The organism is Streptomyces sp. RG80, assembly GCF_040446465.1.
Taxonomy (GTDB): Bacteria; Actinomycetota; Actinomycetes; order Streptomycetales; family Streptomycetaceae; genus Streptomyces.
In genome coordinates, this window is sequence record NZ_JBEAAJ010000007.1 from 306,778 (window position 1) to 331,915 (window position 25,138).

The following is a 25,138-nucleotide window of genomic DNA, read 5'->3' on the forward strand; positions in this document are numbered from 1 at the left end:
GAACGCCTTGGAACTCGCACAAGTCCGGCTGCTCGTCAGCGACTTCCCCGTCTGTTACCGCTTCTACGCCGAGGTCCTCGGCCTCAAGCCGCAGTCGGGGGCGACACAGGGACCGTACGAGAAGTTCAGCCCCGCGACGGGTTCGGCGGGCATCGCCCTCCAGGACCGGGCCATGATGGCCGGGATCCTGGGCGAGTTGGGCGACACGGCGAGCGGGCACCGGTCACTGGTCGTACTGCGGGTCGACGACCTCGACACCTACTGCGAGCAGATCGCCGAGCGCGGAGCCACCCTGTTGCACGGCCCCGCCCCCATGACCGACCGCATGCGAGTCGCCCACCTCAAGGACCCGGAGGGCAACCTCGTGGAGCTCCAGGAGTGGCTGCTGCTGCGCGCTTGAGGCCAACGACCTCGGCGATCGGCCTCGTCCGGCAGGGTGCGTACGACGGCGGGCTCGCACAGGTTGATCCCCGTGCCCCAGAGTGACGATGTCCTGCGACGCCGTCGGGGCCCTTCTTCTCCAGGCACGGCAGGCGGCGGTCGCTGCGCATGCCGTCACGCTAGACCGCCGGGCAGCTCCTGGTCCCCGGGTCTTCCGCCGGGATCAGTCGGACGTCCTCGCGGCGCACGGCGAACGACTCCTGGACCGTGCCGTTGCCGCGCCTCGGGTCCCAGAGCCAGATCCAGTCGCCCGAGGTCCCGAAGGACAGGACGGGGTGGTCGGTGGGGGCCGGGCCGTTCTCCACGGCGAACGGCTTGTCCGGGTCCACCGGAGCCAGGCACATGAAGTGGCCGTAGATGCCGAAGTAGGCGTCCGGCGCCTTACCTGTGCGGGCGGCGTCCTCGGCGGCCCGGCCGGCCGTGCTCGCCGCCTGCCGGGTGCCCAGCAGGATCGCCCCCAGCGCGTAGGACACGATCAGCAGGGTCGCCAGGACCACCGCGAGGAAGCGGTTGCCGGTGTCCCGGCCCAGGTGGAAGTGGCGCAGCCAGCCCACCACCGCGAGGAAGAACAGCATGCTGCCCAGCGCCAGGCCCATCGGCTCGCCCGCCGCGAGGTAGGTGCCGAGACGGGGGGTCGGCACCGCGTCGGCGCGGATGTCGAAGCGGTCCAGATACTCCGAATGCATCTGTCCGCCCAGCCAGTTGACCATCGACCACACCACTGGCACCGACAGCGGCAGCAGCCAGGCGGCATGCCGGGTGAAGATCGTCCGGCGGAGGGCCAGGGCCGTGCCGACGCCGGTGAACGCGACCACCGCCATCACCAGCACCACCGCCCACAGCACCCCCGGCTCGGTGCCCGTGCCCACCAGCGCCCCGAACCCGGCCAGCGCCGAGGTCCCCGCCACGCCCGCCGCCCACTGCACCGGCCGCTCGCGGTCCCGGGTCTCCTTCGCCATCCGGCCCAGCGGCAGCGCGCCCGCCGTGCTCAGCAGCAGGGGCAGCAGCTTCCACCAGCCGTCCGTCCAGACCGCGTACATCCCGCAGCCGACCGCCAGCACGATCCCGACCGCGCCGGCCGTCACCCAGGTCCACCGGACCCGGCGTTCGTGCGGGGTCTCGTCGAGCGGCGGACGCGCGTCCGAGTGCCCCGGCACCCGCACTCCGTGCGCCTGCGGGTCGAAGGCCCGCCCGCCCAGCGTCCGGGCGGCCAGCTCGGTCCGCGCGTCCCCCTCGGACCCGGGCCCCGCCGGCACCGTCACCGCCCGCTGCTCGTCCGCGACACCCAGCCAGGTCAACAGGGCTCCCCAGGCGGGCAGTACGCGATGGACGTTGTACGTCGTGGTCGCCGGCCTCGGGTGTTCCACCAGGGCCGCGTCCCGCACCCAGGCGCCCAACTCGGCCTGCCGGGCGAGCCGTTCGACCTCGGCGGTGGCCGTGCGCAGGGCGCCCAGCCGGGCACCGTGCAGCCGGACCTCGACCAGCAGGGAGACCCGGTTCGCCACCGCGGGCGCCGACTCGGTGGGCTCGGCCGGGCGCACCGCCCAGCCGCGCTCCTCGAACAGGGCGGACACATAGGCGACTTCGTCGGGCTGGTCGACCACGTCGACGAGCATCCGCACCCGGCGGCGGCGAGGCGGGGCGGGCGGTCCCGCCGCCGGTTCGGTCGCCGACTCCGTGGACTGCGCGGCGTCGTCCGAGGTGCGCGGCGCGGGCAGGACGCGGCGGCGGATCCGCGAGGTGGTCAACGGTCCTCCGGGGACTGGGCGGTCGAGTGGCACTCGAATTGTGACGCGAGAGAAGGGTGAGTGTCCGTATGCGCTCTACCGCGTCGGCCGGGACAGTGGGAAGCTGCCCTCCATGGGGGCATTGAGGAGGATTTGGCGGCACCGGGGCCGACGCGTCTTCGCCGTGGCCGCGCTCGTCGGCACGGCCGTGGGCGGTGCCGTCGCGTGCGATCCCGCGGGGCTGAACTCCGCGTCCGTGGCGTACACGACCGACCAGACCGTGACCCGGGAGCTGGAGCGGCAGAAGGCCGATGTGCAGTGGATGACCTGCCAGGCGTCCTACGGGAACCGGCCCACGCCGACGGCGACCGAGAACGCCGTGGCCGAGGTCACCTGCACGGGTGAGACCACCGACGGCAAGGACATCGACGTCGACGGGAAGATCACCCGGGTCGTCAACGGGCAGTGTGTGCGCGGCGAGTTGACCGCCAAGATCGACGGCAAGCGGTGGTTCCAGGTCAACGGACTGGGCAACTGCAACGCCTCGCCCGAGCCGAACAACCCGGGCGGCAACGGACAGCCGGGAGCCACGGTCACGGTGACCGTCACGGAGACCATCTGGTGCGACAAGTACCCGGACTGCAGGCCCGTCCAGGGCAAGTGACCGTCAAGTGATCGAAAGTCCTGTCCGTCGGCGACCAGCCCTGCATAGGCTGACCGGGTGACACAGCCCGCGACGCCCTCGTATCTCCGTTTTCCGCACCTGCACGGCGACTTGGTGGCCTTCACCGCCGAGGACGACGTCTGGATCGCGCCTCTCGACGGCGGCCGGGCCTGGCGGGTCAGCGCCGACAATGTGCCGGTCTCCACCCCGCGCATCTCACCCGACGGCACCACGGTCGCCTGGACCTCCACCCGGGACGGCGCCCCCGAGGTACACCTCGCCCCGGTCGACGGCGGTCCCGCCAAGCGGCTGACGCACTGGGGGAGTTGGCGTACCCAGGTGCGCGGCTGGACCCCGGACGGACAGGTCCTCGCGATCAGCACCCACGGCCAGGCCAGCCTGCGCCGCTCCTGGGCGCACTCCGTCCCGCTCGACGGCGGCCCGGCCACCGTCCTGCCCTACGGTCCCGTCGGCGCCGTCGCGCACGGGCCGGGCACGGTGCTGCTGTCCGCGCCCATGGGCCGGGAGGCCGCCTGGTGGAAGCGGTACCGGGGCGGCACGGCGGGCAAGCTGTGGATCGACCACGAGGGCGACGGGGAGTTCGTACGGCTGCATGAAGACCTGGACGGGAACATCGAGTTCCCGGTGTGGGCGGGGGAGCGGATCGCCTTCCTCTCCGACCACGAGGGCGTCGGCGCGCTGTACTCCTCCCTCGGTGACGGCTCCGACCTGCGGCGGCACACCCCGATCGACGGTTTCTACGCCCGGCACGCCGCCGGTGACGGCACCCGGGTCGTGTACGTCTCCGCCGGTGAACTCTGGGTCCTCGACGACCTGGAGGGGGCCGAGCCGCGCCGCCTCGACGTGGCGCTCGGCGGACAGCGCACCGACCGGCAGCCGTTCTCGGTGAACGCCTCGCGCTGGTTCGGGTCCGCCGCCCCCGACCACACCGCCCGCGGCAGCGCGGTCGGCGTCCGGGGCGCCGTGCACTGGGTCACCCACCGCTCGGGACCGGCCCGGGCGCTCGCCGCCGAACCCGACGTACGCGCCCGGCTGCCCCGGACCTTCCGTACGGAGGGCGAGGAGTGGGTGGTGTGGGTGACGGACGCGGAAGGCGACGACGCCCTGGAGTTCGCGCCCGCCACCGGACTCGCCCCCGGCGCCACCCCGCGCCGGCTCGCCGCCGGACAGCTCGGCCGGGTCCTCGGGCTCGCCATGGCCCCCGACGGCAGCCGGGCCGCGGTCGCCGCGCACGACGGACGGGTCCTGCTCGTCGAGCGGGAGACCGGCGAGGTCCGCGAGGTCGACCGGAGCGCGGACGGCGATGTCTCCGGGCTGGTCTTCTCGCCCGACTCCGCCTGGCTCGCCTGGTCCCACCCCGGCCCGCGCCCACTGCGGCAGCTGCGGCTCGCCAACACCACCGACCTGTCGGTCACCGAGGCGACCCCGCTCCGCTTCCAGGACTACGCGCCCGCCTTCACCCTCGACGGCAAGCACCTCGCCTTCCTCTCCAACCGCTCCTTCGACCCGGTCTACGACGAGCACGTCTTCGACCTGGCCTTCGTGGTCGGCGACCGACCGCACCTGATCACGCTGGCCGCGACCACGCCTTCGCCGTTCGGCCCGCAGCGGCACGGCCGCCCCTTCGAGGCGCCGGACAAGGACGAGACGCCCGACAGCGAGGGCACCCCGGCCACCCGCATCGACCTGGAGGGGCTCGCCGACCGGATCGTGCCGTTCCCCGTCGAGGCCGCCCGCTACTCCAACCTGCGCGCGGCCAAGGACGGCGTGCTCTGGCTGCGCCACCCCGTCCAGGGCGTCCTCGGCTCCTCCCGGGCCACCCCGGACGACCCCGACCCCAAGACCGAGCTGGAGCGCTACGACCTCGCCCAGCAGCGTCTCGAGCATCTGGCCGCCGACGCCGACCACTTCGCCGTCAGCGGCGACGGCAAGCGGGTGCTGCTGTGGACCGACGGGCGGCTGAAGGTCGTACCCAGCGACCGGCGCGCCTCGAACGACGACGACAGCGACACCAACATCACCGTCGACCTCGACCGGGTCCGGCAGACCGTCGACCCCTCGGCCGAGTGGCGGCAGATGTACGAGGAGACCGGCCGCATCATGCGGGACCACTTCTGGCGCCCCGACATGAGCGGCGTCGACTGGCCCGGTGTCCTCGACCGCTACCGCCCGGTCGTGGACCGCGTCGCCACCCACGACGACCTCGTCGACCTCCTGTGGGAGGTCCAGGGCGAGCTCGGCACCTCGCACGCCTACGTCATGCCGCGCGGCGGCCACGGCCACGGCCCCCGACAGGGCCTGCTCGGCGCGGACATCTCCCGCCACGAGGACGGCCCACAGGGGACACCGCAGTGGCGCATCGACCGGATCCTGCCGACCGAGACCTCCGACCCCGACGCCCGCTCCCCGCTCGCCGCGCCCGGCGTCGCGGTGCGCGCCGGCGACGCGATCGTCGCGGTCGGCGGCCACCCGGTCGACCCGGTCACCGGCCCGGCCTCGCTCCTGGTCGGCACGGCCGGCAAGCCCGTCGAGCTCACCGTCTCGCCCTCCGGCGGCGGCGACCTGCGGCACGCCGTCGTCATACCGATCGCCGACGAGGAACCGCTGCGCTACCACGCCTGGGTCACCGACCGGCGGGCGTACGTGCACGAAAAGTCGGGCGGCCGCCTCGGCTACCTGCACGTGCCCGACATGCAGGCGCCCGGCTGGGCGCAGATCCACCGTGACCTCAGGGTCGAGGTGGCCCGTGAGGGGCTCGTCGTCGACGTCCGGGAGAACCGCGGCGGCCACACCTCCCAGCTGATCGTCGAGAAGCTGGCCCGGCGGATCGTCGGCTGGGCCCTGCCGCGCGGGATGCGGGCGTACAGCTATCCGCAGGACGCGCCGCGCGGGCCGGTGGTCGCCGTGGCGAACGAGTTCTCCGGATCCGACGGCGACATCGTCAACGCGGCCATCAAGGCGCTCGGCATCGGACCGGTCGTCGGCACCCGCACCTGGGGCGGCGTCATCGGCATCGACAGCCGCTACCGGCTCGTCGACGGCACGCTCATCACCCAGCCCAAGTACGCCTTCTGGCTGGAGGGTTACGAGTGGGGCGTGGAGAACCACGGCGTCGACCCGGACGTGGAGGTGGTCCAGCGGCCCCAGGACCACGCGGCCGGACGGGACGTACAGCTGGACGAGGCGGTGCGGATGGCGCTGGAGGCGTTGGAGCGGGCCCCGGCGAAGGTGCCGCCGTCGCTTCCCTGACCTGCTCGATACGATGCCCCCACAGCCGCGACCGAAGGGACACCACATGCCAGGGGAACCGCAGGACGACTGCCTGTTCTGCAAGATCGCCGCAGGGCACATCCCGGCGACGATCGTCCGTGAGACCGACACCACCGTCGCCTTCCGGGACATCAACCCCCAGGCACCCACCCACGTCCTGGTGATCCCCAAGGTCCACTACGAGAACGCCGCCGCCCTCGCCGCCGCCGAGCCGGCCGTCGCCGCCGACGTGCTCCGCGAGGCGCAGTCCGTCGCCGACGACGAGAAGGTGGAGAGCTACCGCATCGTCTTCAACACCGGCAGCGGCGCCGGTCAGACCGTCTGGCACGCCCACGCGCACATCCTCGGCGGCCGTGGTCTCGAATGGCCTCCCGGGTAAATCACCGTGTCCGTACGTGAATTGGTGGTCCTCGGCACCGCCAGCCAGGTCCCCACCCGGCACCGCAACCACAACGGCTACCTCCTGCGCTGGGACAGCGAGGGCATCCTCTTCGACCCGGGAGAGGGCACCCAGCGCCAGATGCTGCGGGCCGGCGTCGCCGCGCACGACCTGAACCGGATCTGCGTCACGCACTTCCACGGCGACCACTCCCTCGGTCTCGCGGGCGTCATCCAGCGCATCAACCTCGACCGGGTGCCGCACGAGGTCACGGCCCACTACCCGAAGTCCGGACAGCGTTTCTTCGACCGGCTGCGGTACGCCACCGCCTACCGCGAGACCGTCGAGCTCACCGAGGCACCGGTCAGCGCGGACGGCGTCCTGGCCACGGCCGCCTCCTACACCCTGGAGGCCCGCAAGCTCTCGCACCCCGTCGAGTCGTACGGCTACCGGCTCGTCGAGCCCGACGGCCGCCGCATGCTGCCCGACCGCCTCGCCGCGCACGGCATCAAGGGCCCCGACGTCGGCCGCATCCAGCGGGAGGGCTCGGTCGACGGCGTCCTTCTGGAAGACGTCAGCGAACTCCGGCGCGGGCAGCGTTTCGCCTTCGTCATGGACACCCGGCTCTGCGACGGCGTCCACGCCCTCGCCGAGGGCTGCGACATGCTCGTCATCGAGTCGACGTTCCTCGACGAGGACATGAACCTCGCGGTGGACCACGGCCACCTGACGGCCGGACAGGCGGCCACCGTGGCGCGGGACGCCGGCGTACGACACCTCGTGCTCACCCACTTCAGCCAGCGCTACACCGACCCCGACGAGTTCGAACGGCAGGCGCGGGCCGCCGGGTTCGGAGGGGAGCTGACGGTGGCGCACGACCTGCTGCGGGTGCCGCTTCCGAAGCGCAGATAAAACAGCCGTACGATGCTTTGATGCCCCTCCCCAAAGCTGAACTGCACCTCCACATCGAAGGCACCCTGGAGCCGGAGCTCGCTTTCGAGCTGGCCGCGCGCAACGGCGTCCGGCTGCCGTACGCCGACACGGACGAGCTCCGCAAGGCGTACGCGTTCGACGACCTCCAGTCCTTCCTGAACCTGTACTACGAGCTCATGGCCGTCCTCAGGACCGAGCGTGACTTCGAGGACCTGGCCAACGCCTACCTCGCCCGCGCCGCCGCCCAGGGCGTGCGGCACGCGGAGATCTTCTTCGACCCGCAGGCGCACCTGGCGCGCGGTGTGGAGATGGGCACGGTCGTCGAGGGGCTGTGGCGGGCGCTGGGCGACAGCGAGGCGGTGCACGGTGTCTCCACGCAGCTGATCATGTGCTTCCTGCGGGACGAGTCCGCCGAGAGCGCCCTCCAGACCCTGGAGGCCGCGAAGCCGTACCTCGACCGGATCGTCGGTGTCGGCCTGGACTCCGCCGAGGTCGGGCATCCGCCGGTGAAGTTCCGCGAGGTGTACGAGGCCGCCGCCGCGCTCGGGCTGCGGCGCGTCGCCCATGCCGGGGAGGAGGGGCCGCCGGAGTACATCACGCAGGCCCTCGACGTGCTCGGCGTGGAGCGGATCGACCACGGGCTGCGGTGCGTGGAGTCGCCGGAGCTGGTGGCGCGGCTGGTGCGGGACCGGGTGCCGCTGACGTTGTGCCCGCTGTCCAACGTCCGGCTGCGCACGGTCGATGTCCTCGGGGACCATCCGCTGCCCGCGATGCTGGAGGCGGGGTTGCTGTGCACGGTGAACTCCGACGACCCCGCGTACTTCGGGGGCTACGTCGGCGACAACTTCGACGCGGTGGGGTCGGCGTTGGGGCTGGGCGAGGACCAGCTGCGGGAGCTGGCCCGGAACTCGTTCGTCGCGTCGTTCCTGGAGCATGACGAGGAGCGGCGGGCGCGGTATCTCGCCGAGGTGGCGGCGTACGAGTTCTGAGTCGCTCGGCCCCTGAAGGGGCGCGTTCAGGCCGCCGTTGCCTTGTCGTACGCCTGGGTCTCCACCTGGATCTCCACCACCGGCAGCGAGCGTCTGCCCGTGCCCAGGGCCACCGCTGCCATGGGGACCGCGATCACCAGCAGGCCCGCCGCCAGGACCACGCCCATCACCGGGAAGCCCGCCTGGGCGGACAGGACGCTGCCGGCCAGGGGGCCCGCCGCCGTGCCCAGTGAGGAGGCCGAGCCGACCAGGACCGCCCAGCGGCCCTGGGGGTCCAGGGTGGCGGCCAGGCCGATGACGTAGGACAGGACGATCGGGTAGAGCAGGTTCCAGGCGATCTCGCCGGTGGCGAAGGTCGTCAGGTCGGTCGCGGACGCGCTCAGCGCGATGCAGGCGGCGATGAGTACCGTGCCGCCGCCGATGGGCAGGGCGTAGCCGAGGCGGGGGCCGAGGGTGCCGGCCCCGACGACGCCCAGCAGGCCCGCGCCGAGCGCCACGGCGAAGACCGCGCCGACGGTGGCCTCCGACAGGTGGGCCTGGCTGAGACCGATGCGACCGCTGACGCCCCACAGGGCGTTCTGGGCGAGGGACCAGCAGGGGAGGGTGGCGGCCAGGAGCAGGCCGGCCCGGAGGTGGGGGAGCGGGGTCCTCGTGTGGCGGGTCTGCGGGGTGGCCGTGCGCAGCGGCAGACGGCTCGTCAGGGGCCAGACCGCGAGGGCCGTGAGGGCGATCGCGGCCAGTGGCTGGCCGTGGCCGGGGCCCAGGTGCGGGACGGTCAGATAGACGACGCCCGCGAGCGCGGAGACACCGAGCAGGCCGAGGGTGGTCGTGCGGTGGGGGTCGCGCTGAGCGGCGATCCCTGTGGCGGCGACCGCTGTCGCCGTACCGGATCCGAAGCCGCCGACGAGTGCTCCGGCGACGACCGCGGGGACGCTGCCGCTGAGCGCGGCCCAACCGTAACCGGCGACCGCGAGAGCGAGGCCGATCCGGGCCAGTCGGCGGGCGCCGACGCGTTCCACCCTCGACGCCAGCAGGAAGCCGGCCGACGCCGAACTCAGCAGCAGTGCGCTGCCGACGGCGCCCGCCTGGGTGGCGGTCAGTGGAAGGCCCGAGTCCAGTCTGCCGACGGTGGTCGGGAGGAGGTACGGGGCGAGGTACCCGGCCGCGAAAAGGGCGACGAGGGGCCAGGGGGTGGTGCGGGGGGCGAGCACGGGCGTTCCCAGGGCATGCGAAAGGAGCGGTTCGAGAGGGGGGTTGGGCGACGACCGTCGATGGACAGGAACGCGCGGGCAATTTGTATCAAGCACGCGGTTGGGGAAAGAAGGCCGGGGGGTGTGATCTGAGGCACGTTGAGTTTCGGGTGGGGGAGGACGGGTAGAAGTGGCCGCCGGCCGCTCTCGCCCTGCGCGCCTCGGGCCCTAACGCCAGTGCACCGCGGCGCCGCCCGCCGCCGGTGCCGTCGCCTCGATCTTGGCCCTGGTCTCCCGCATCACCGCGACGATCCGCTCCTCGTGCTCCGGGGTCAGCCGGGCCACCGGGACCGAGCAGCTGATGGCGTCCTGGGCGGGGGAGTCGTAGCGCAGGGCGAAGCCGAAGCCGATGATGCCGAGGACGCCCTCCTCGCGGTCGACGGAGTGACCGCGGGACCGGATCGCGGCCAGGTCGGCCGCCAGGGAGGCCCGGTCGGTGTGGGAGTTGGGGGTCAGCGCCTCGTAGGGGCCCTCCGGCAGCTCCGCGTCGGGGCGTTCGGCCAGCAGGGCCTTGCCGAGGGCGCCCACGTGGGCGGGGAGGCGGCGGCCGACGCGGCTGATCGTGCGCAGGTACTCGTGGGACTCCCGGGTCGCCAGGTACGTCACGTCCCGGCCGTCCAACCGGCCCAGGTGGATCGTCTCGCCCAGCGCCTGGGACGCCTCGTCGAGATACGGGCGCACGGCCCGGACGCGCGGGTCGGAGTCGAGGTAGCTGGTGCCGGTCAGCAGGGCGTGGAGGCCGATGCCGTAGAGCGAGCCGGTGACGTCGGTGCGGACCCAGCCGCGCGAGATCAGGGTCTGGAGCAGCGCGTACATCGAGCTGCGCGGCACGCCCAGCTCGTCGGCCAGCTCCTGCAGACGCGCCGGCCGGTCCCCTCGGGTGGCCAGCACTTCCAGTAGTTCGACCGTGCGCGCGGCCGACTTCACCTCGCGCACGCCCCCGGTCTCAGACATGTGCCGATCGTAAGCGGGGCGCTCGTGGCATTGACGGTCGGCGTTCGCGTATCTAATCTCCATCTTCATACGTGGATAACATCTACATGGGGAGATGAGTGAGGGTGACTCTCGAAACTGGCGGGGTCGTGCGGCGGCTCCGGGAGGGCATGGCCGGCGGCGTGCTGTCGTTCCCGCTGACCAGCTTCCACGCCGACGGTTCCCTCGACCCGGACGGCTTCCGCGCCCATGTCGCCGCGCAGATCGCCACCGCCCCCGGCGCCGTCTTCCCGGCCTGCGGCACGGGTGAGTTCTTCTCGCTGGACGAGGACGAGTACCGGACCGTCGTGTCGGTGGCCGTCCAGGAGGCGGGCGGCCGGGTCCCCGTCGTCGCGGGGATCGGCTACGGCTGGGCGCAGGCGCTGCGGTTCGCGCGGATCGCGGAGGAGGCCGGCGCCGACGCGCTGCTGGTGCTCCCGCACTATCTGGTCGCCGCCCCGCAGGAGGGGCTGGTGGGGCAGCTGGAGCGGATCGCGGCCGGTACGCGGCTGCCGCTCATCGCCTACCAGCGCGGTCAAGTCGCCTTCACCGCCGCCTCGTTGAGGCGTATCGCGGGGATCCCCGGGGTGATCGGCCTCAAGGACGGCCACAGCGACCTCGACCGGCTCCAGCGCCTCACCCTCGCCGCCCCGGAGGGCTTCCTGTTCTTCAACGGCGCGTCCACCGCCGAGATCCAGGCCCGCGCCTACGCCACCGTCGGCGTGCCCGCCTATTCCTCGGCCGTGCACGCCTTCGCCCCCGAGATCGCCGACGCCTTCTTCACCGCCCTGAAGACCGGCGACGAGGGCACGGTGGAGAAACTGCTGCGCGAGTTCTACGTCCCGCTCGTCGAACTCCGCGACCGCGTCCCCGGATACGCCGTGTCGCTCGTCAAGGCGGCCGCCCGGCTGCGGGGCCGTCCCGTCGGGCCCGTACGCGCCCCGCTCACCGACCCCTCGGCCGCCGACCTGGCCGACCTCGGGACCCTGCTCGCCACCGGCCTCGACCTCGTAGGAGCCTCCCTGTGAACCTCACGATCACGGACGTACGGCTGACCCCGATCCTCGTCGCCGATCCGCCGCTGCTCAACACGCAGGGGGTGCACCAGCCGTACACGCCGCGGCTGATCGTGGAGGTGGAGACCGCGGACGGGGTGACCGGGGTCGGCGAGACGTACGGCGACACGAAGTACCTGGAGCTGGCGCGGCCGTTCGCCGAGAAGCTGGTGGGTCGTCAGGTCTGTGATCTGAACGGGCTGTTCACGGCCGCCGAAGACGTCGTGGTCGACTCCTCCCGGGTCTCGGGGCAGGTCGACGTCGGTGGGCTGCGCGGAGTGCAGACCGCCGACAAGCTGCGGCTGTCCGTCGTCTCCGGCTTCGAGGTCGCCTGTCTGGACGCGTGGGGCAAGGCGGTCGGGATGCCCGTGCACGCGCTGCTGGGCGGGAAGGTGCGGGACGCGGTGGAGTACAGCGCGTACCTGTTCTACCGGTGGGCCGACCATCCCGCGGGCGTCGCCTGCGAGAAGGACGACTGGGGTGCCGCGGTCGATCCGGCGGGCGTGGTGGCGCAGGCCCGGCTGTTCACGGAGCGGTACGGGTTCACCTCGTTCAAGCTCAAGGGGGGTGTGTTTCCGCCGTCGGAGGAGATCGCGGCCGTGCGGGCTCTCGCGGAGGCCTTTCCGGGGCATCCGCTGCGGCTGGACCCCAACGGTGCCTGGTCCGTGCCGACTTCGCTGAAGGTGGCCGCGGAACTGGGGGACGTTCTGGAGTACCTGGAGGACCCTGCCCTCGGTACGGCCGCGATGGCGGAGGTGTCCGCCGGGACGGCCGTGCCGCTCGCCACGAACATGTGCGTGACGACTTTCGCGGAGATCAAGGAGGCGTTCGCGAAGGACGCCGTTCAGGTGGTGCTGTCGGATCACCACTACTGGGGCGGGTTGCGGAACACGCAGCAACTCGCCGCGATCTGCCGGACGTTCGGGGTGGGGGTGTCCATGCACTCCAACACGCATCTGGGGATCTCGCTGGCCGCGATGACGCACGTGGCGTCGACCGTGCCGAACCTTCACCATGCCTGTGACTCGCACTATCCCTGGCAGACGGAGGATGTGCTGACCGAGCGGCTGACCTTCGAGGGCGGGGCCGTCGCGGTGTCCGACGCGCCTGGCCTCGGGGTCTCGCTGGACCCGGACAAGGTGCGGGTGCTGCATCAGCGGTGGCTCGATGACGACGGGGGGCTGCGTGAGCGGGACGACGCGGCGGCGATGCGGGTCGCGGAGCCGGGGTGGGTTACGCCGAGCGTGCCTCGCTGGTAGCGCCGGGCGGCTTCTTCGCCCCCGCCGCCCCTACCCGTTCCCATCCTCCAGGGGCTGCCGCCCCTTCGACCCCGCACCCAGGGGGCTCCGCCCCCTGGACCCCCAACGGCCCTGAAGGGGCCTTGTCCTCAAACGCCGGACGGGCTGAAAGACACGACACGGACCGACGTCCAGCGGCGCAGGCCGCTCAGATTGTCCCGGTCGGCGTTCAGCGGTGCCGTCTGTTGTCGGTGGGGTGGTGCAGACTGGCCTGATCGGCACCATGTCAGGGAGCGCACCGTGGTCGTGTCAGGGAAGGGACCCTCGTACTACAGCGGCGAGACCGGCCACTGTCAGGCTCAGGTCGACCCGCTGGCCGGGCTGCGCGCACCGGACGATCCGCCCTGGGACGTGTATCTGACCGGCACCGTCTTCCTCGACATCATCTTCACCGGGCTGGACTCCGCCCCGGTGCGCGGGACCGAGTCCTGGGCGCGCGGGATGGGGTCGAGCCCCGGCGGGGTCGCGAACATGGCCACCGCGCTGGCCCGGCTCGGCCTGAAGACGTCGCTCGCGGCCGCGTTCGGCTCCGACCACTACGGCGAGTACTGCTGGGACGCCCTGGCGCAGGGCGAGGGCATCGACCTCTCGACGTCCCGCACGGTCAGCGGCTGGCACTCCCCGGTCACCGTGTCGATGGCGTACGAGGGCGAACGCACGATGGTCTCCCACGGCCACGAGCCGCCCCCGGAGGCCGCGCTCCTTCAGGAGGACGCCCCCGACGGCCCGCCCCGCGCGCGTGCGGCCGTGGCCTCGCTGGACCCGGGCAGACGCGCCCCCTGGATCGCCCAGGCCGCGAGCCGGGGCACCCGCATCTTCGGCGACGTCGGCTGGGACGACACCGGCGCCTGGGACCTGGCGGGCCTGGCCGACCTGGAGCACTGCGAGGCCTTCCTGCCGAACGCGGAGGAGGCCATGCGCTACACGCGCACCTCCTGCCCGCGCGAGGCGGCCCACGCCCTCACCGCGTACGTGCCGCTCGCGGTCGTCACCCTCGGCGCGGAGGGCGCCTACGCGGTGGACGGGCGTACGGGGGAGAGCGCCGAGGTCCCCGCCATCGCCGTGGAGGCACTCGACCCCACCGGCGCCGGGGACGTCTTCGTGGCCGGATTCGTCACCGGCACCCTCGCCGGCTGGCCCCTGGCGGACCGCCTCGCCTTCGCGGGGCTCACGGCCGCGCTGTCGGTCCAGGAGTTCGGCGGCTCGCTGTCGGCGCCGGGCTGGGCGGAGATCGGGGCGTGGTGGCGCAGGGTCCAGTCCGTGGCGGAGCAGGACCCGGCGGCCCTGAGACGGTACGGGTTCCTGGCGGACCTGGTGCCACCGGCGGAGCAGGCGCGGCCGTGGCCGCTGCGGCGGGCGGTGCCGACGATCGGGTTCCGCCGGTCGGCCTGAGGACCGGCGGGCGGCTCAGGCGACGCGGTCGAGGACGGCGGTCACCTCTTCGCGGACCACGTCCCACGCCCCGGCGGGCAGCGCGCCGACCGGCGTACGCGCCAGGGCGTCGAGGACCGGGCCGGTTCCCGTGTCGTGCTCCACGCTCTCGCAGAGCACGTCGTAGCCGTCCCGGACGGCGACCCGCAGGAGGTTTCCGTCCGTCCCGGTCGTCACCGCGACCGCGACGACGAGTGGCGGTGCGCCGCCCGGCTCGTCGGGGAGCTTGCGGTGGCTGCTGGCGAGCGGGGTGCGCCAGCGCAGGTTCAGCAGGACCGGGCGCTTCGCCGTCAGTTCCGCGAGGTCGGTCTCGTAGGGGCCCTCCGCGGCCAGCACCGTGGCGCGGGCGTCCAGGACGAGCGCCGCGGGCAGCAGACAGCGCAGCGTGCTGCCGACGATGTTCCCGCCGACGGTCGCGGCCCGCCGCACGGCCCCCGTCCCGACCCGCGAGGCCGCCCCGCGCAGCGCCTCCGGGACCCGGTCGTCGACCCGGGACAGCAGCACCGCCGCGCCCAGCTCCTCGGCACCCAGGGCATTCGCCTCCGGCAGCTCGCGCAGCGACATCGCCTGCTCCGGGAAGCCGTCCCGCTGCCAGACGGCCCACTGGAGCGTGGCACCGCCGACGGGTATCGCTCCCTCGGACAGGCACCGCTGTGCCTCGGACACGGACGTGGGCAGACGCAAGAGCACGGCCGACCTGCTTTCCCCGGCGGGCGGCGACGAACGGCCGCCCCGAACACGTGTGGCACGGACGGGGCGGATTCTGCCCATCCACGCGGGGGGAGCATGCAGGGCTCACCGCTGCACTGAGGGCGCCCTCAGTGCAGCGGGCCCGTGGCGGGGTCCGCGCCGAAAAGGCCTACGGGGTTGTCAGTCCCCCGGCGTACCCTTGAAATCGCCAGGCCGCCCATGTGGCGGGCGAGTCGTTTCGAGGAGGACGAGCAAGGCCTTAAGAGCCGGCCCATGACTCAGACACCCACAGATCGCACACCCGCGCAGGGGCAGGCGAGAGCACAGTTCACCGTCCCCGCCCAGCACCCCATGGTGACCGTCCTGGGGTCCGGAGACTCCCTGCTGCGTGTGATCGAGAAGGCCTTCCCGGCGGCCGACATCCATGTCCGGGGCAATGAGGTCAGCGCGGTCGGGAACCCGGCCGAAGTCGCCCTCATCCAGCGCCTGTTCGACGAGATGATGCTGGTGCTCCGCACCGGACAGCCGATGACGGAGGACGCAGTGGAACGCTCGATCGCCATGCTCAGAGCGAGTGAGAACGGCGAGGGGGACGGCCAGGAGACCCCGGCCGAGGTCCTCACCCAGAACATCCTCTCCTCGCGGGGCCGCACGATCCGCCCCAAGACCCTCAACCAGAAGCGGTACGTCGACGCGATCGACAAGCACACGATCGTCTTCGGCATCGGCCCCGCCGGTACCGGCAAGACCTACCTCGCCATGGCCAAGGCGGTCCAGGCCCTGCAGTCCAAGCAGGTCAACCGCATCATCCTGACCCGTCCCGCGGTGGAGGCGGGAGAGCGGCTCGGCTTCCTGCCGGGCACGCTCTACGAGAAGATCGACCCGTATCTGCGCCCGCTGTACGACGCGCTGCACGACATGCTGGACCCGGACTCGATCCCGAGGCTCATGGCCGCGGGGACGATCGAGGTGGCCCCCCTGGCATACATGCGTGGCCGTACGCTCAACGACGCCTTCATCATCCTGGACGAGGCCCAGAACACCTCGCCCGAGCAGATGAAGATGTTCCTCACCCGCCTCGGCTTCGAATCGAAGATCGTGATCACGGGTGACGTGACCCAGGTCGACCTGCCCAACGGCACCAAGTCGGGTCTGCGTCAGGTCCAGGACATCCTGGAGGGCCTCGACGACGTCCACTTCTCCCGCCTGTCGTCGCAGGACGTCGTACGGCACAAGCTGGTCGGCCGTATCGTCGACGCGTACGAGAAGTACGACAGCCACCACGGCACGGAGAACGGCACCCACAAGGGCGGCCGTAACAAGCGGAAGTAGACGACCCAGCACCATGTCGATCGACGTCAACAACGAGTCCGGAACCGAGGTCGACGAGCAGGCGATCCTCGACATCGCCCGCTACGCGCTCGCGCGGATGCGCATCCACCCGCTCTCCGAGCTCTCGGTGATCGTCGTGGACGCCGACGCCATGGAGCAATTGCACATCCAGTGGATGGACCTGCCGGGGCCGACGGACGTCATGTCCTTCCCGATGGACGAGCTCAGGCCGCCCAGCAAGGACGACGAAGAGCCCCCGCAGGGCCTCCTCGGCGACATCGTGCTCTGCCCCGAGGTCGCCAAGAAGCAGGGCGAGGAAGCCCCGACGCAGCACTCCATGGACGAGGAGCTCCAGCTGCTCACCGTCCACGGAGTGCTGCACCTCCTCGGGTACGACCACGAGGAGCCCGACGAGAAGGCCGAGATGTTCGGCCTCCAGGCGGCCATCGTGGACGGCTGGCGCGCGGAGAAGGGCCACACCGGCCCGTCCCCGGCCCCGACCGTGTCATGAGCCTTCCCCTCGTCTCCGGCGCGATCGCCCTGGTCGTCGTCGCGTGGCTCGCCGCCTGCGCGGAGGCGGGCCTCGCCCGGATGTCCAGCTTCCGCGCCGAGGAAGCGGTGCGCTCGGGCCGCCGCGGCAGCGCCAGGCTCGCCCAGGTCGCCGCGGACCCGACCCGCTATCTCAACGTGGCGCTGCTGGTCCGCGTCGCCTGCGAGATGGCGGCGGCCGCGCTGGTCACCTACGCCTGCCTCAAGGAGTTCGACGGCACGACCGAGGCCCTGCTGGTCGCCATCGGCGTCATGGTCCTCGTGTCGTACGTCGCCGTCGGGGTCTCCCCGCGCACCATCGGCCGTCAGCATCCGATGAACACGTCCACGGTGGCGGCGTACGTCCTGCTGCCGCTCGCGCGGATCATGGGGCCGATCCCGAACCTGCTGATCCTCATCGGCAACGCGCTCACCCCGGGCAAGGGCTTCCGTCGCGGCCCCTTCGCCTCGGAGGCGGAGCTGCGCGCGCTGGTCGACCTCGCGGAGGCGGAGTCGCTGATCGAGGACGACGAGCGCCGGATGGTGCACTCGGTCTTCGAGCTGGGCGACACGCTCGTGCGGGAGGTCATGGTCCCGCGGACCGACCTGGTCGTCATCGAGCGCTACAAGACCATCCGCCAGGCCCTCACCCTCGCCCTGCGCTCGGGGTTCTCGCGCATACCGGTCACCGGTGAGAGCGAGGACGACATCGTCGGGATCGTGTATCTGAAGGACCTGGCCCGCAAGACGCACATCTCGCGGGACGCGGAGAGCGAGCTGGTGTCGACGGCGATGCGCCCGGCCGCCTTCGTCCCGGACACCAAGAACGCCGGTGACCTGCTGCGCGAGATGCAGCAGGACCGCAATCACGTCGCCGTCGTCATCGACGAGTACGGCGGCACGGCCGGCATCGTCACCATCGAGGACATCCTCGAGGAGATCGTCGGCGAGATCACCGACGAGTACGACCGTGAGCTGCCCCCGGTGGAGGAGCTGGGCGAGGACCGCTACCGGGTCACCGCCCGCCTCGACATCACCGACCTGGGCGAGCTGTACGGGCTCGACGAGTACGACGACGAGGACGTGGAGACCGTCGGCGGCCTGCTGGCCAAGGCGCTGGGGCGGGTGCCGATCGCCGGGGCCTCGTCGGTCGTGGAGCTGCCGGACGGGCGCGGGCTGACGCTCACCGCGGAGGCCGCCGCCGGGCGCCGGAACAAGATCGTGACCGTGCTGGTGGAGCCGGTGGATCCGCCGAAGCAGGAGGGTGAGACGGAGTGACCCCGCAGGAACTGCGCAGCTTCTGCCTCTCCTTCAACGCGGCCGTGGAAGACTTCCCGTTCTCCCCGGAGATCTCGGTCTTCAAGGTGCTGGGCAAGATGTTCGCGCTGAGCTGGATCGACGCGCGGCCGCTGAAGGTCAACCTCAAGTGCGATCCGGAGGACGCGATCCGGCTGCGTGGGGAGCACGAGGGGCTGATCGCTCCCGGGTACCACATGAACAAGCGGCACTGGAACACCGTCACGGTGGACGGGGGGCTTGCGGACCGGCTGGTCCGTGAGCTCATCGAGGACTCGTACGACCTGGTCGTCGCCGGGTTGCCGCGGGGCGAGCGGCTGCGGCTGGACCGTTCCTGAGGTTTCCGGGTGCTCCCGAGGTCTACGTATGCTCACCTCATGACCGAGAGTGCGCTTGACCCCGAGGACCGCAAGATCGTCACCCTGGCCCGTTCCGCGCGGGCTCGCAACGGGGTGCCCGAGGGGGCGGCCGTGCGGGACGAGACGGGGCGTACGTATGTCGCGGGGACGGTGGAGCTTGCCTCGCTGCGGCTGAGTGCGTTGCGGACCGCGGTGGCGATGGCTGTGGCGTCCGGGGCGAAGTCGTTGGAGGCGGCGGCCGTGGTGACGGACGCGGAGGGGGTGTCCGAGGAGGACCTCTCCGCGGTGCGGGATCTGGGCGGGGCGGGGACGCCGGTGCTGGTGGCGGGGGGCGACGGGGTTGTTCGTCTGACGGTGTCGGCGGGCTGAGGCCGTCCGACAGAAAGCGCGTGCGGTCGGCTGGAATTGAGCCTTGCCGTCTTCTGTCTCTCGCGTATCAATGGAACCGGTAGTTCCGACGGTCCGTCAGATTTGCCCTCGCCACCCCCCACAAGCGGAGCGTTCCGCACCACGCGCCGCGGCGGGCCGTTCGGGTAGCTCTCCCATCCATCCCCCCATGGCAATTTCCCGATCAGGGAAGGGAGTCGGAACCCCATGAGAGGCAAACGATTCGGAACCGGTGCGGCAATGGCGGTCGGGGCCCTCGCGGTCGCCGGGCTGGCCCTCGCGCCCACCGCTGTGGCCGTGTCCCCCGACACGGCGACGATCAACGCCGACTGCGGCAGCTTCGGCAGCGGCGCGGCCACGCTCACGGCCACGCAGGACGGTACGGCGGCCACGATCAGCGTTTCCTCCTCGGGCATCACCGCGCCGATCGCGCTCGCCGAGGACTCGATCACGGCCACCCTCACCATGGCGAACTCGACCGGCGACGACCGCGAGTTCACCGGTACGAAGAACCCGGCGATGGCCGCCGGTGACCCCGTCCAGGTCGGCCCGCTCAACGGCACCGTGGCCTCCGGCGACAGCCTGGACGCGTACGGCGGCTCACTGACGATGACGGTCTTCGGGATCACCCTCACCTGTACGGTGACCGAACCGCAGGCGCCGGGGCCGTTCGTGTTCGACTGAGAATCAGCAACCGAACTCACCTGTGTGGACCGTCAGTTCACGGCACCATCGTGAACTGACGGTCCATCAGTTCACAGCTGCACGTCCATTGACTTTTCACGCAATCCACACATCAATGCCCCCTGTCGGCGCAGCAGAGGCGCCGCGCCCGCATCCCTCAAAGGGGGCAACCATCATGAGATCCACAGGCACCGGAAGCCGAAGACGGCGCCTCGCCGCGCTGCTCGGCGCCACCGCCCTCGCGGTCACCGCCGGCGGTGCGCTGGCCGCCCCGGCCCAGGCCGCCGCGAACGTCGACTTCGCCACCCGCTGCATCCCGCCCGCCATCTCCGGACTCCCGCCGATCGAGGGCACCACCACCGCGATCATCACGGTGGACGACACCACGCCCCAGGTCGGCGACACCGTCAACGTCACGTACACGGTGGTCAAGCCCGCCGCGAGCAACCCCACCGCGATCGATCTGCCGGCCGACATCATGACGCCGTCGGGCAAGGTCGTCCTCGGCGGGGCGCAGAGCGGCACGGTGACGGTCGCCGGACCCAAGAAGAACGCCCCGGTGCCCGGCAACGCGGCGTTCCCGTCGTTCAGCATGACCGGCAGCTTCACCGTCACCACCGCGGGCGCCATCACGTTCTCGCCCGGCGACTACAACATCCACACCAGCTACCTGCTGGAACTGGACACCCCCTGCACCGTCATGACCCCGCCCGCGCCGGTCTCCGAGACCGTCACGGCGACCGACGCGCCGGCGCCCAACACCCGTGCCATCAGCCTGGGTTCGGCCTCCGGCAACCCCGGTGACAGCGTCACCGTCACCGGCAGCCACTTCACCCCGGGCGCCACCGTCACCCTCGCCGGACGCTCCGGTTCCAGCCAGACCGGGGACACGGCGACCGTCACGGCGGACTCCGCCGGTGCCATCAGCGGCTCACTGGTCGTCAACGACAAGACGACGACCGGCATCGTGGCCTACGAGGGCGCCAGTTGGACCGACGACCTCGGGGCCGGCCCGGCCACCTACGTCGTCATCGACGACACACCCATCCCGGACAACGCCCAGAAGCTCACCACCACGGTGCGCGGCGGGGTGCTGTCCATGACCCAGGCCGGGGACACCGTCTCGCTCTCGGCCGTGAACTACGGCGAGGGCGGCGCCTCCACCGGCGACCTCAACACGGTGACCGTCAAGGACTTCCGTGGCGGTACCGCGGGCTGGTCCCTGACCGGCAAGGTCACCGACTTCACCGGTCCCGGCGTCACCATCGGCGCCGACCAGCTGAGCTGGACCCCCGCCTGCACCACCAAGGCGGGCAGCCCCAGCACCTGTCAGGCCGGTTCGGCGGGCAAGGTCGGCTCGTCCGGGGCGACCCTCGCCTCGGCGCCCGCCGACACGGTCACCGGCGGCGAGTTCACCGCCGACGCCGAACTCTCCCTGAACGTCCCGGCGTTCACGCCTCCGGGCACGTACTCCGGCGTTCTCACCCTCACCCTCAGCTGACCGTACGGGCGCCCGCACCCGCCCGTCCACCTCGTCCCGTGGGGGTCCGCACCCATGCGTAAGCCGTACGTTCTCCTCCTGAGCCTGTTGAGCCTCCTGCTCATCGGTCCCGTCCTCGCCACGCCCGCGCATGCCGCCGACAACGGGCGCTGGTCCGTCTATCCGGTGTCCCGGTCGGTGGCCGAGCGGCCGTACTTCTATCTCCTCGCCGATCCCGGGCAGACCATCGAGGACAAGGTGGTCGTCGCCAACCGGACGGCGCAGCCCATGACGTTCCGGCTGTACTCCGCCGACGCCTACAACACCGCGCGCGACGGCGGGTTCGCCGTACGGACGATGAAAGAGAAGATGCGCGGAGTGGGGGTGTGGGCGAAGCCCGCGAAGTCCCGGATCACGGTCCCGGCGCACGGCAAGGTCACCGTCCCCGTCACGCTGAAGGTTCCCGAGGGCGCCGAACCCGGCGACCATCCCGGCGCGATCGTGGCGCTGGACGAGCACATCGACACCGGCGACGGTTCCGTCGCGCTCGGTGTGCAGCGCGCCGTCGCCGCCCGCGTCTACCTCCGGGTCGGCGGCCCCACGCTGCCCGCGCTCTCCGTCGAGGACGTCCGGATCACCCACCACCAGCCGCTCGTCCCCGGCCTCGGCGACAGCACCGCGACGGTGTCGTACACCCTGCGCAACACCGGCAACCTCACCCTGAACCCGAAGGTGGAGCTGCGGGCGACAGGCCTGTTCGGCAGAACCCTGCTGGCCCGCGACCTGACGAGGATCCCCTCCGAGCTGCTGCCCGGCCAGAAGGTACGGCTGAGCGAGCCGTGGCGGGGCGCGCCGCAGCTCGACTGGGGCGAGGTGACGCTGACGGCCAGCGCGCGGGACACCCGTGAATCGGCGGCCGCGTCCTTCCTCGCACTGCCGTGGCTGATGGCGGCGCTGCTGGTGGTGGTCGTGGCCGTGGGTGTCGTGCTGCTGATCAGGGCGCGACGGGCCCGGGCCGGCCGACCGGGGCGCGGCCCGGGTGGTTCGTCCACGGGGGCGCCCCGGGCAGCTCGGCGGGAGCCGGCCGCCGCGTCCTCACGAGCCGCCCGGCGGTGATCCGGGCGGGTCGCTCAGAGCGCGTCGGGGCCGCGCTCGCCCGTCCGGACCCGTACGACCGTGTCGACCGGCAGGGCCCAGACCTTGCCGTCGCCGATCTTGCCGGTGTGCGCGGCCTTGACGATCGCGTCGATCACGGTCTCCGCGTCGGCGTCCTCGACGACGACCTCGATCCGGACCTTGGGGACGAGGTCGACCTGGTACTCGGCGCCGCGGTACACCTCGGTGTGGCCGCGCTGCCGGCCGTACCCGCTGGCCTCGGTCACGGTCAGGCCGTGCACGCCGATCTCCTGGAGCGCCGTCTTGACCTCGTCGAGGCGGTACGGCTTGACGATCGCGGTGATGAGCTTCATGCCTGGGGCTTGACCTTCTGAGCGGAGGGGACGGAGGACGCGCTGACCGGGGCGCCGTGGCCCAGGACGCCGTGATCGTATGCCGTCTCGGCGTGCACCGTAAGGTCGAGGCCGGTGTGCTCCTGCTCCTCGCTCGCCCGCAGGCCCATCGCCCTGTCGATCAGCTTGGCGATGCCGTACGTCATCAGGAACGCGTACGCCCCCACGGCGACCACGGCCACCAGCTGCTTGCCGAGCTGGGCCAGGCCACCGCCGTACAGGACGCCCTCGGTGCCGCCGGTCATCGACTCCACGGCGAAGACGCCGATCAGGAGGGTGCCGATGATGCCGCCGACCAGGTGGACGCCGACGACGTCGAGGGAGTCGTCGTAATTGAACTTGAACTTCCAGCTCACCGCGTAGGAGCAGACGACACCGGCGGCGAGGCCGACCACGAGCGCGCCGAGCAGGGAGACCGAGCCGCAGGACGGGGTGATGGCGACCAGGCCCGCGACCGCGCCGGACGCCGCGCCCAGGGTGGTGGGGTGCCCGTCGCGCTTCTGCTCCACGAAGAGCCAGCCCAGCAGGCCCGTGCAGCCGGCGGCCAGGGTGTTGAGGAAGGCCGCGGCGGCGAGGCCGTTCGCGCCGAGGGCGGAGCCGGCGTTGAAGCCGAACCAGCCGAACCAGAGCAGACCGGCGCCGAGCATGACCATGGGCAGGTTGTGCGGACGCATCGCGTCCTTCTTGAAGCCGAGCCGCGGGCCGAGGACCAGGCACAGCGCCAGTCCCGAGGCGCCGGAGGTGATCTCGACGGGCAGACCGCCCGCGAAGTCGAGCGCGCCGAGCTTGTCGAGGATCCAGCCGCCGGGACCCCAGACCCAGTGAGCCACGGGAACGTATACGAGAAGCGCCCACACCGGGACGAACACCAGCCACGCCCCGAACTTCACCCGGTCCGCGACCGCGCCGCTGATCAGCGCGGCCGTGATGACGGCGAAGGTCAGCTGGAAGGTGGCGAAGAGCAGGGTGGGGACGGTGCCCTGCACGCTGTCCGGGCCGAGCCCGGCCATGCCCGCGTGCTTCAGTCCGCCGATCAGTCCGCCGCCCGCGTCCTCGCCGAAGGCGAGCGAGTACCCGGCGGCCAGCCATACGACCGTGACCAGGGCGATCGACACGAAGCTCATCATCAGCATGTTGAGGACGCTCTTCGTGCGGACCATGCCGCCGTAGAAGAGGGCGAGGCCCGGGGTCATCAGCAGGACGAGTGCGGTGGCGGCGAGCAGCCAGGCGGTGTCGCCGGTGTCGATCTCTGCGGCTTGTGCGACGGCGAGGGTCACGGAGGTCTCCAACGGGGTGGGGGCTCGTCAGAGGGTCACCGGCGTGCGTTTCCGGATGTGTACGGGTGTGTTTCCGTGAGGTTTCATTGCGTCGGGGTTACCGGGAGCTCACCGTCGAAGGCGAGTACGGACGGATGTACGGCGGGGCTCCGGGGATCAGGGAGAATGGGCCCCATGAGCGTTCGCAGCCAGTCATCCGAGCAGTCCGCCGAGTCCGGCCACCGTGCGGGCTTCGCCTGCTTCGTGGGCCGCCCCAACGCGGGCAAGTCCACCCTCACGAACGCTCTGGTCGGCCAGAAGGTGGCGATCACCGCCGACCAGCCGCAGACCACCCGGCACACCGTACGGGGGATCGTGCACCGGCCGGACGCGCAGCTGATCCTGGTCGACACCCCCGGGCTGCACAAGCCGCGCACGCTGCTCGGCGAGCGGCTGAACGACGTGGTGCGTACGACGTGGGCCGAGGTCGACGTGATCGGGTTCTGTCTGCCGGCGAACGAGAAGCTCGGTCCCGGTGACCGCTTCATCGCCAAGGAGCTGGCGTCGATCAAGAAGACGCCCAAGGTCGCGATCGTCACGAAGACCGACCTCGTGGATTCCAAGGCCCTGGCCGAGCAGCTGATCGCCATCGACCAGCTCGGCAAGGAGCTCGGGTTCGAGTGGGCCGAGATCGTGCCGGTCTCCGCGGTCAAGGACACGCAGGTGGATCTGCTGGCCGACCTGATCGTGCCGCTGCTGCCGGAGGGGCCGGCGCTCTACCCCGACGGGGAGCTCACCGACGAGCCCGAGCAGATCATGATCGCCGAGCTGATCCGGGAGGCGGCGCTGGAGGGTGTGCGTGACGAGCTCCCGCACTCCATCGCGGTCGTGGTGGAGGAGATGCTCCCGCGCGAGGACCGGCCCGCCGACAAGCCGCTCCTCGACATCCACGCCTTCGTCTACATCGAGCGCCCCAGCCAGAAGGGCATCGTCATCGGCCCCAAGGGCCAGCGCCTGAAGCAGGTCGGCATCAAGTCCCGCAAGCAGATCGAGGCGCTGCTGGGGACACCGGTGTTCTTGGACCTCCATGTGAAGGTCGCGAAGGACTGGCAGCGGGACCCTCGGCAGCTGCGGAAGCTTGGCTTCTGAGCCTTTTTCTCGCCCCCGCCGCCCCTACCCGTCCCATCC

General features: G+C 71.7%; 24 protein-coding genes. 18 read left to right on the forward strand and 6 right to left on the reverse strand.

Going from position 1 to position 25,138, the window contains the following annotated elements:
• Positions 1-7: 7 nt before the first annotated feature.
• Complete coding sequence (locus tag ABKA17_RS25115) at positions 8-400, forward strand: VOC family protein (RefSeq protein WP_353694469.1); 393 nt, start codon at positions 8-10, stop codon at positions 398-400.
• Between the two features lie 160 nt (positions 401-560).
• On the opposite strand, the gene ABKA17_RS25120 is transcribed toward ABKA17_RS25115, so the two are convergent.
• Positions 561-2,189: a hypothetical protein gene (locus tag ABKA17_RS25120; protein WP_353694470.1), complete on the reverse strand. Its 1,629-nt coding sequence runs from the start codon at positions 2,187-2,189 to the stop codon at positions 561-563.
• A gap of 112 nt (positions 2,190-2,301) precedes the next feature.
• Between ABKA17_RS25120 and ABKA17_RS25125 the strand changes: the two genes are divergently transcribed.
• From ABKA17_RS25125 to ABKA17_RS25145, 5 genes are read left to right on the forward strand one after another with little or no spacing between them, the layout of a single operon-like run.
• The gene (locus ABKA17_RS25125) at positions 2,302-2,832 is read left to right on the forward strand and encodes a hypothetical protein (RefSeq protein WP_353694471.1); all 531 of its coding nucleotides are present in this window, start codon (positions 2,302-2,304) and stop codon (positions 2,830-2,832) included.
• Positions 2,833-2,889: 57 nt separating this feature from the next.
• Positions 2,890-6,102, forward strand: coding sequence for a S41 family peptidase (locus ABKA17_RS25130; RefSeq protein WP_353694472.1), 3,213 nt, complete (start codon positions 2,890-2,892; stop codon positions 6,100-6,102).
• 46 nt (positions 6,103-6,148) lie between these two features.
• The gene (locus ABKA17_RS25135) at positions 6,149-6,502 is read left to right on the forward strand and encodes a histidine triad nucleotide-binding protein (RefSeq protein WP_353694473.1); all 354 of its coding nucleotides are present in this window, start codon (positions 6,149-6,151) and stop codon (positions 6,500-6,502) included.
• 6 nt (positions 6,503-6,508) lie between these two features.
• Positions 6,509-7,414 carry a ribonuclease Z gene (locus ABKA17_RS25140; RefSeq protein WP_353694474.1) on the forward strand — a complete coding sequence of 302 codons (906 nt, stop codon included), beginning with the start codon at positions 6,509-6,511 and terminating at the stop codon, positions 7,412-7,414.
• A gap of 20 nt (positions 7,415-7,434) precedes the next feature.
• Positions 7,435-8,424, forward strand: coding sequence for an adenosine deaminase (locus tag ABKA17_RS25145; RefSeq protein ID WP_353694475.1), 990 nt, complete (start codon positions 7,435-7,437; stop codon positions 8,422-8,424).
• A 26-nt stretch (positions 8,425-8,450) separates the two neighbouring features.
• On the opposite strand, the gene ABKA17_RS25150 is transcribed toward ABKA17_RS25145, so the two are convergent.
• Both ABKA17_RS25150 and ABKA17_RS25155 read right to left on the reverse strand, forming a co-directional pair.
• Entirely contained in the window at positions 8,451-9,635 is a 1,185-nt protein-coding gene (locus ABKA17_RS25150; RefSeq protein ID WP_353694476.1) for an MFS transporter, read from the reverse strand.
• Between the two features lie 207 nt (positions 9,636-9,842).
• Positions 9,843-10,628, reverse strand: coding sequence for an IclR family transcriptional regulator (locus ABKA17_RS25155; protein WP_353694477.1), 786 nt, complete (start codon positions 10,626-10,628; stop codon positions 9,843-9,845).
• Between the two features lie 149 nt (positions 10,629-10,777).
• On the opposite strand from ABKA17_RS25155, the gene ABKA17_RS25160 reads away from it, so the two are divergent.
• The 3 genes from ABKA17_RS25160 to ABKA17_RS25170 all read left to right on the forward strand — a co-directional run bounded on the left by ABKA17_RS25160 (position 10,778) and on the right by ABKA17_RS25170 (position 14,391).
• The gene (locus ABKA17_RS25160) at positions 10,778-11,674 is read left to right on the forward strand and encodes a 5-dehydro-4-deoxyglucarate dehydratase (protein WP_353694800.1); all 897 of its coding nucleotides are present in this window, start codon (positions 10,778-10,780) and stop codon (positions 11,672-11,674) included.
• On the forward strand, positions 11,671-12,960 hold the full coding sequence (locus ABKA17_RS25165) for a glucarate dehydratase family protein (protein ID WP_353694478.1): 1,290 nt from the start codon (positions 11,671-11,673) through the stop codon (positions 12,958-12,960). Before ABKA17_RS25160 ends, ABKA17_RS25165 begins: the two co-directional genes overlap by 4 nt.
• Before the next feature lie 285 nt (positions 12,961-13,245).
• Positions 13,246-14,391 carry a carbohydrate kinase family protein gene (locus ABKA17_RS25170; protein ID WP_353694479.1) on the forward strand — a complete coding sequence of 382 codons (1,146 nt, stop codon included), beginning with the start codon at positions 13,246-13,248 and terminating at the stop codon, positions 14,389-14,391.
• Positions 14,392-14,406: 15 nt separating this feature from the next.
• Here ABKA17_RS25170 and ABKA17_RS25175 read toward each other — a convergent pair whose 3' ends face one another.
• Positions 14,407-15,120 (reverse strand): FAD binding domain-containing protein, encoded by a 714-nt coding sequence (locus ABKA17_RS25175; RefSeq protein WP_353694480.1) that lies wholly within the window; start codon positions 15,118-15,120, stop codon positions 14,407-14,409.
• A gap of 273 nt (positions 15,121-15,393) precedes the next feature.
• On the opposite strand from ABKA17_RS25175, the gene ABKA17_RS25180 reads away from it, so the two are divergent.
• From ABKA17_RS25180 to ABKA17_RS25215, 8 genes are all read left to right on the forward strand, one after another.
• Positions 15,394-16,452 carry a PhoH family protein gene (locus ABKA17_RS25180; RefSeq protein ID WP_353694481.1) on the forward strand — a complete coding sequence of 353 codons (1,059 nt, stop codon included), beginning with the start codon at positions 15,394-15,396 and terminating at the stop codon, positions 16,450-16,452.
• A 13-nt stretch (positions 16,453-16,465) separates the two neighbouring features.
• Positions 16,466-16,963, forward strand: a complete 498-nt coding sequence (gene ybeY, locus ABKA17_RS25185) for an rRNA maturation RNase YbeY (RefSeq protein WP_353694482.1) — start codon at positions 16,466-16,468, stop codon at positions 16,961-16,963.
• Positions 16,960-18,258 (forward strand): hemolysin family protein, encoded by a 1,299-nt coding sequence (locus ABKA17_RS25190; RefSeq protein ID WP_353694483.1) that lies wholly within the window; start codon positions 16,960-16,962, stop codon positions 18,256-18,258. The genes ybeY and ABKA17_RS25190 overlap by 4 nt, the downstream gene beginning before the upstream one ends.
• Positions 18,255-18,614: an MmcQ/YjbR family DNA-binding protein gene (locus ABKA17_RS25195; protein WP_353694484.1), complete on the forward strand. Its 360-nt coding sequence runs from the start codon at positions 18,255-18,257 to the stop codon at positions 18,612-18,614. Before ABKA17_RS25190 ends, ABKA17_RS25195 begins: the two co-directional genes overlap by 4 nt.
• Before the next feature lie 39 nt (positions 18,615-18,653).
• Positions 18,654-19,004 carry a cytidine deaminase-like protein gene (locus ABKA17_RS25200; protein WP_353694485.1) on the forward strand — a complete coding sequence of 117 codons (351 nt, stop codon included), beginning with the start codon at positions 18,654-18,656 and terminating at the stop codon, positions 19,002-19,004.
• A 225-nt stretch (positions 19,005-19,229) separates the two neighbouring features.
• Complete coding sequence (locus tag ABKA17_RS25205) at positions 19,230-19,706, forward strand: hypothetical protein (RefSeq protein WP_353694486.1); 477 nt, start codon at positions 19,230-19,232, stop codon at positions 19,704-19,706.
• A 175-nt stretch (positions 19,707-19,881) separates the two neighbouring features.
• Entirely contained in the window at positions 19,882-21,207 is a 1,326-nt protein-coding gene (locus ABKA17_RS25210; RefSeq protein WP_353694487.1) for a beta-xylosidase, read from the forward strand.
• A gap of 54 nt (positions 21,208-21,261) precedes the next feature.
• On the forward strand, positions 21,262-22,302 hold the full coding sequence (locus tag ABKA17_RS25215; protein ID WP_353694488.1) for a WxL protein peptidoglycan domain-containing protein: 1,041 nt from the start codon (positions 21,262-21,264) through the stop codon (positions 22,300-22,302).
• Between the two features lie 14 nt (positions 22,303-22,316).
• Here ABKA17_RS25215 and ABKA17_RS25220 read toward each other — a convergent pair whose 3' ends face one another.
• Both ABKA17_RS25220 and ABKA17_RS25225 read right to left on the reverse strand, forming a co-directional pair.
• Complete coding sequence (locus ABKA17_RS25220) at positions 22,317-22,655, reverse strand: P-II family nitrogen regulator (RefSeq protein WP_353694489.1); 339 nt, start codon at positions 22,653-22,655, stop codon at positions 22,317-22,319.
• A complete protein-coding gene (locus ABKA17_RS25225) occupies positions 22,652-23,983 on the reverse strand; it encodes an ammonium transporter (RefSeq protein ID WP_502994375.1) in 1,332 nt (443 codons plus the stop codon). The genes ABKA17_RS25220 and ABKA17_RS25225 overlap by 4 nt, the downstream gene beginning before the upstream one ends.
• Before the next feature lie 153 nt (positions 23,984-24,136).
• On the opposite strand from ABKA17_RS25225, the gene era reads away from it, so the two are divergent.
• Positions 24,137-25,099 (forward strand): GTPase Era, encoded by a 963-nt coding sequence (era, locus tag ABKA17_RS25230; RefSeq protein WP_353694491.1) that lies wholly within the window; start codon positions 24,137-24,139, stop codon positions 25,097-25,099.
• Positions 25,100-25,138: the final 39 nt, after the last annotated feature.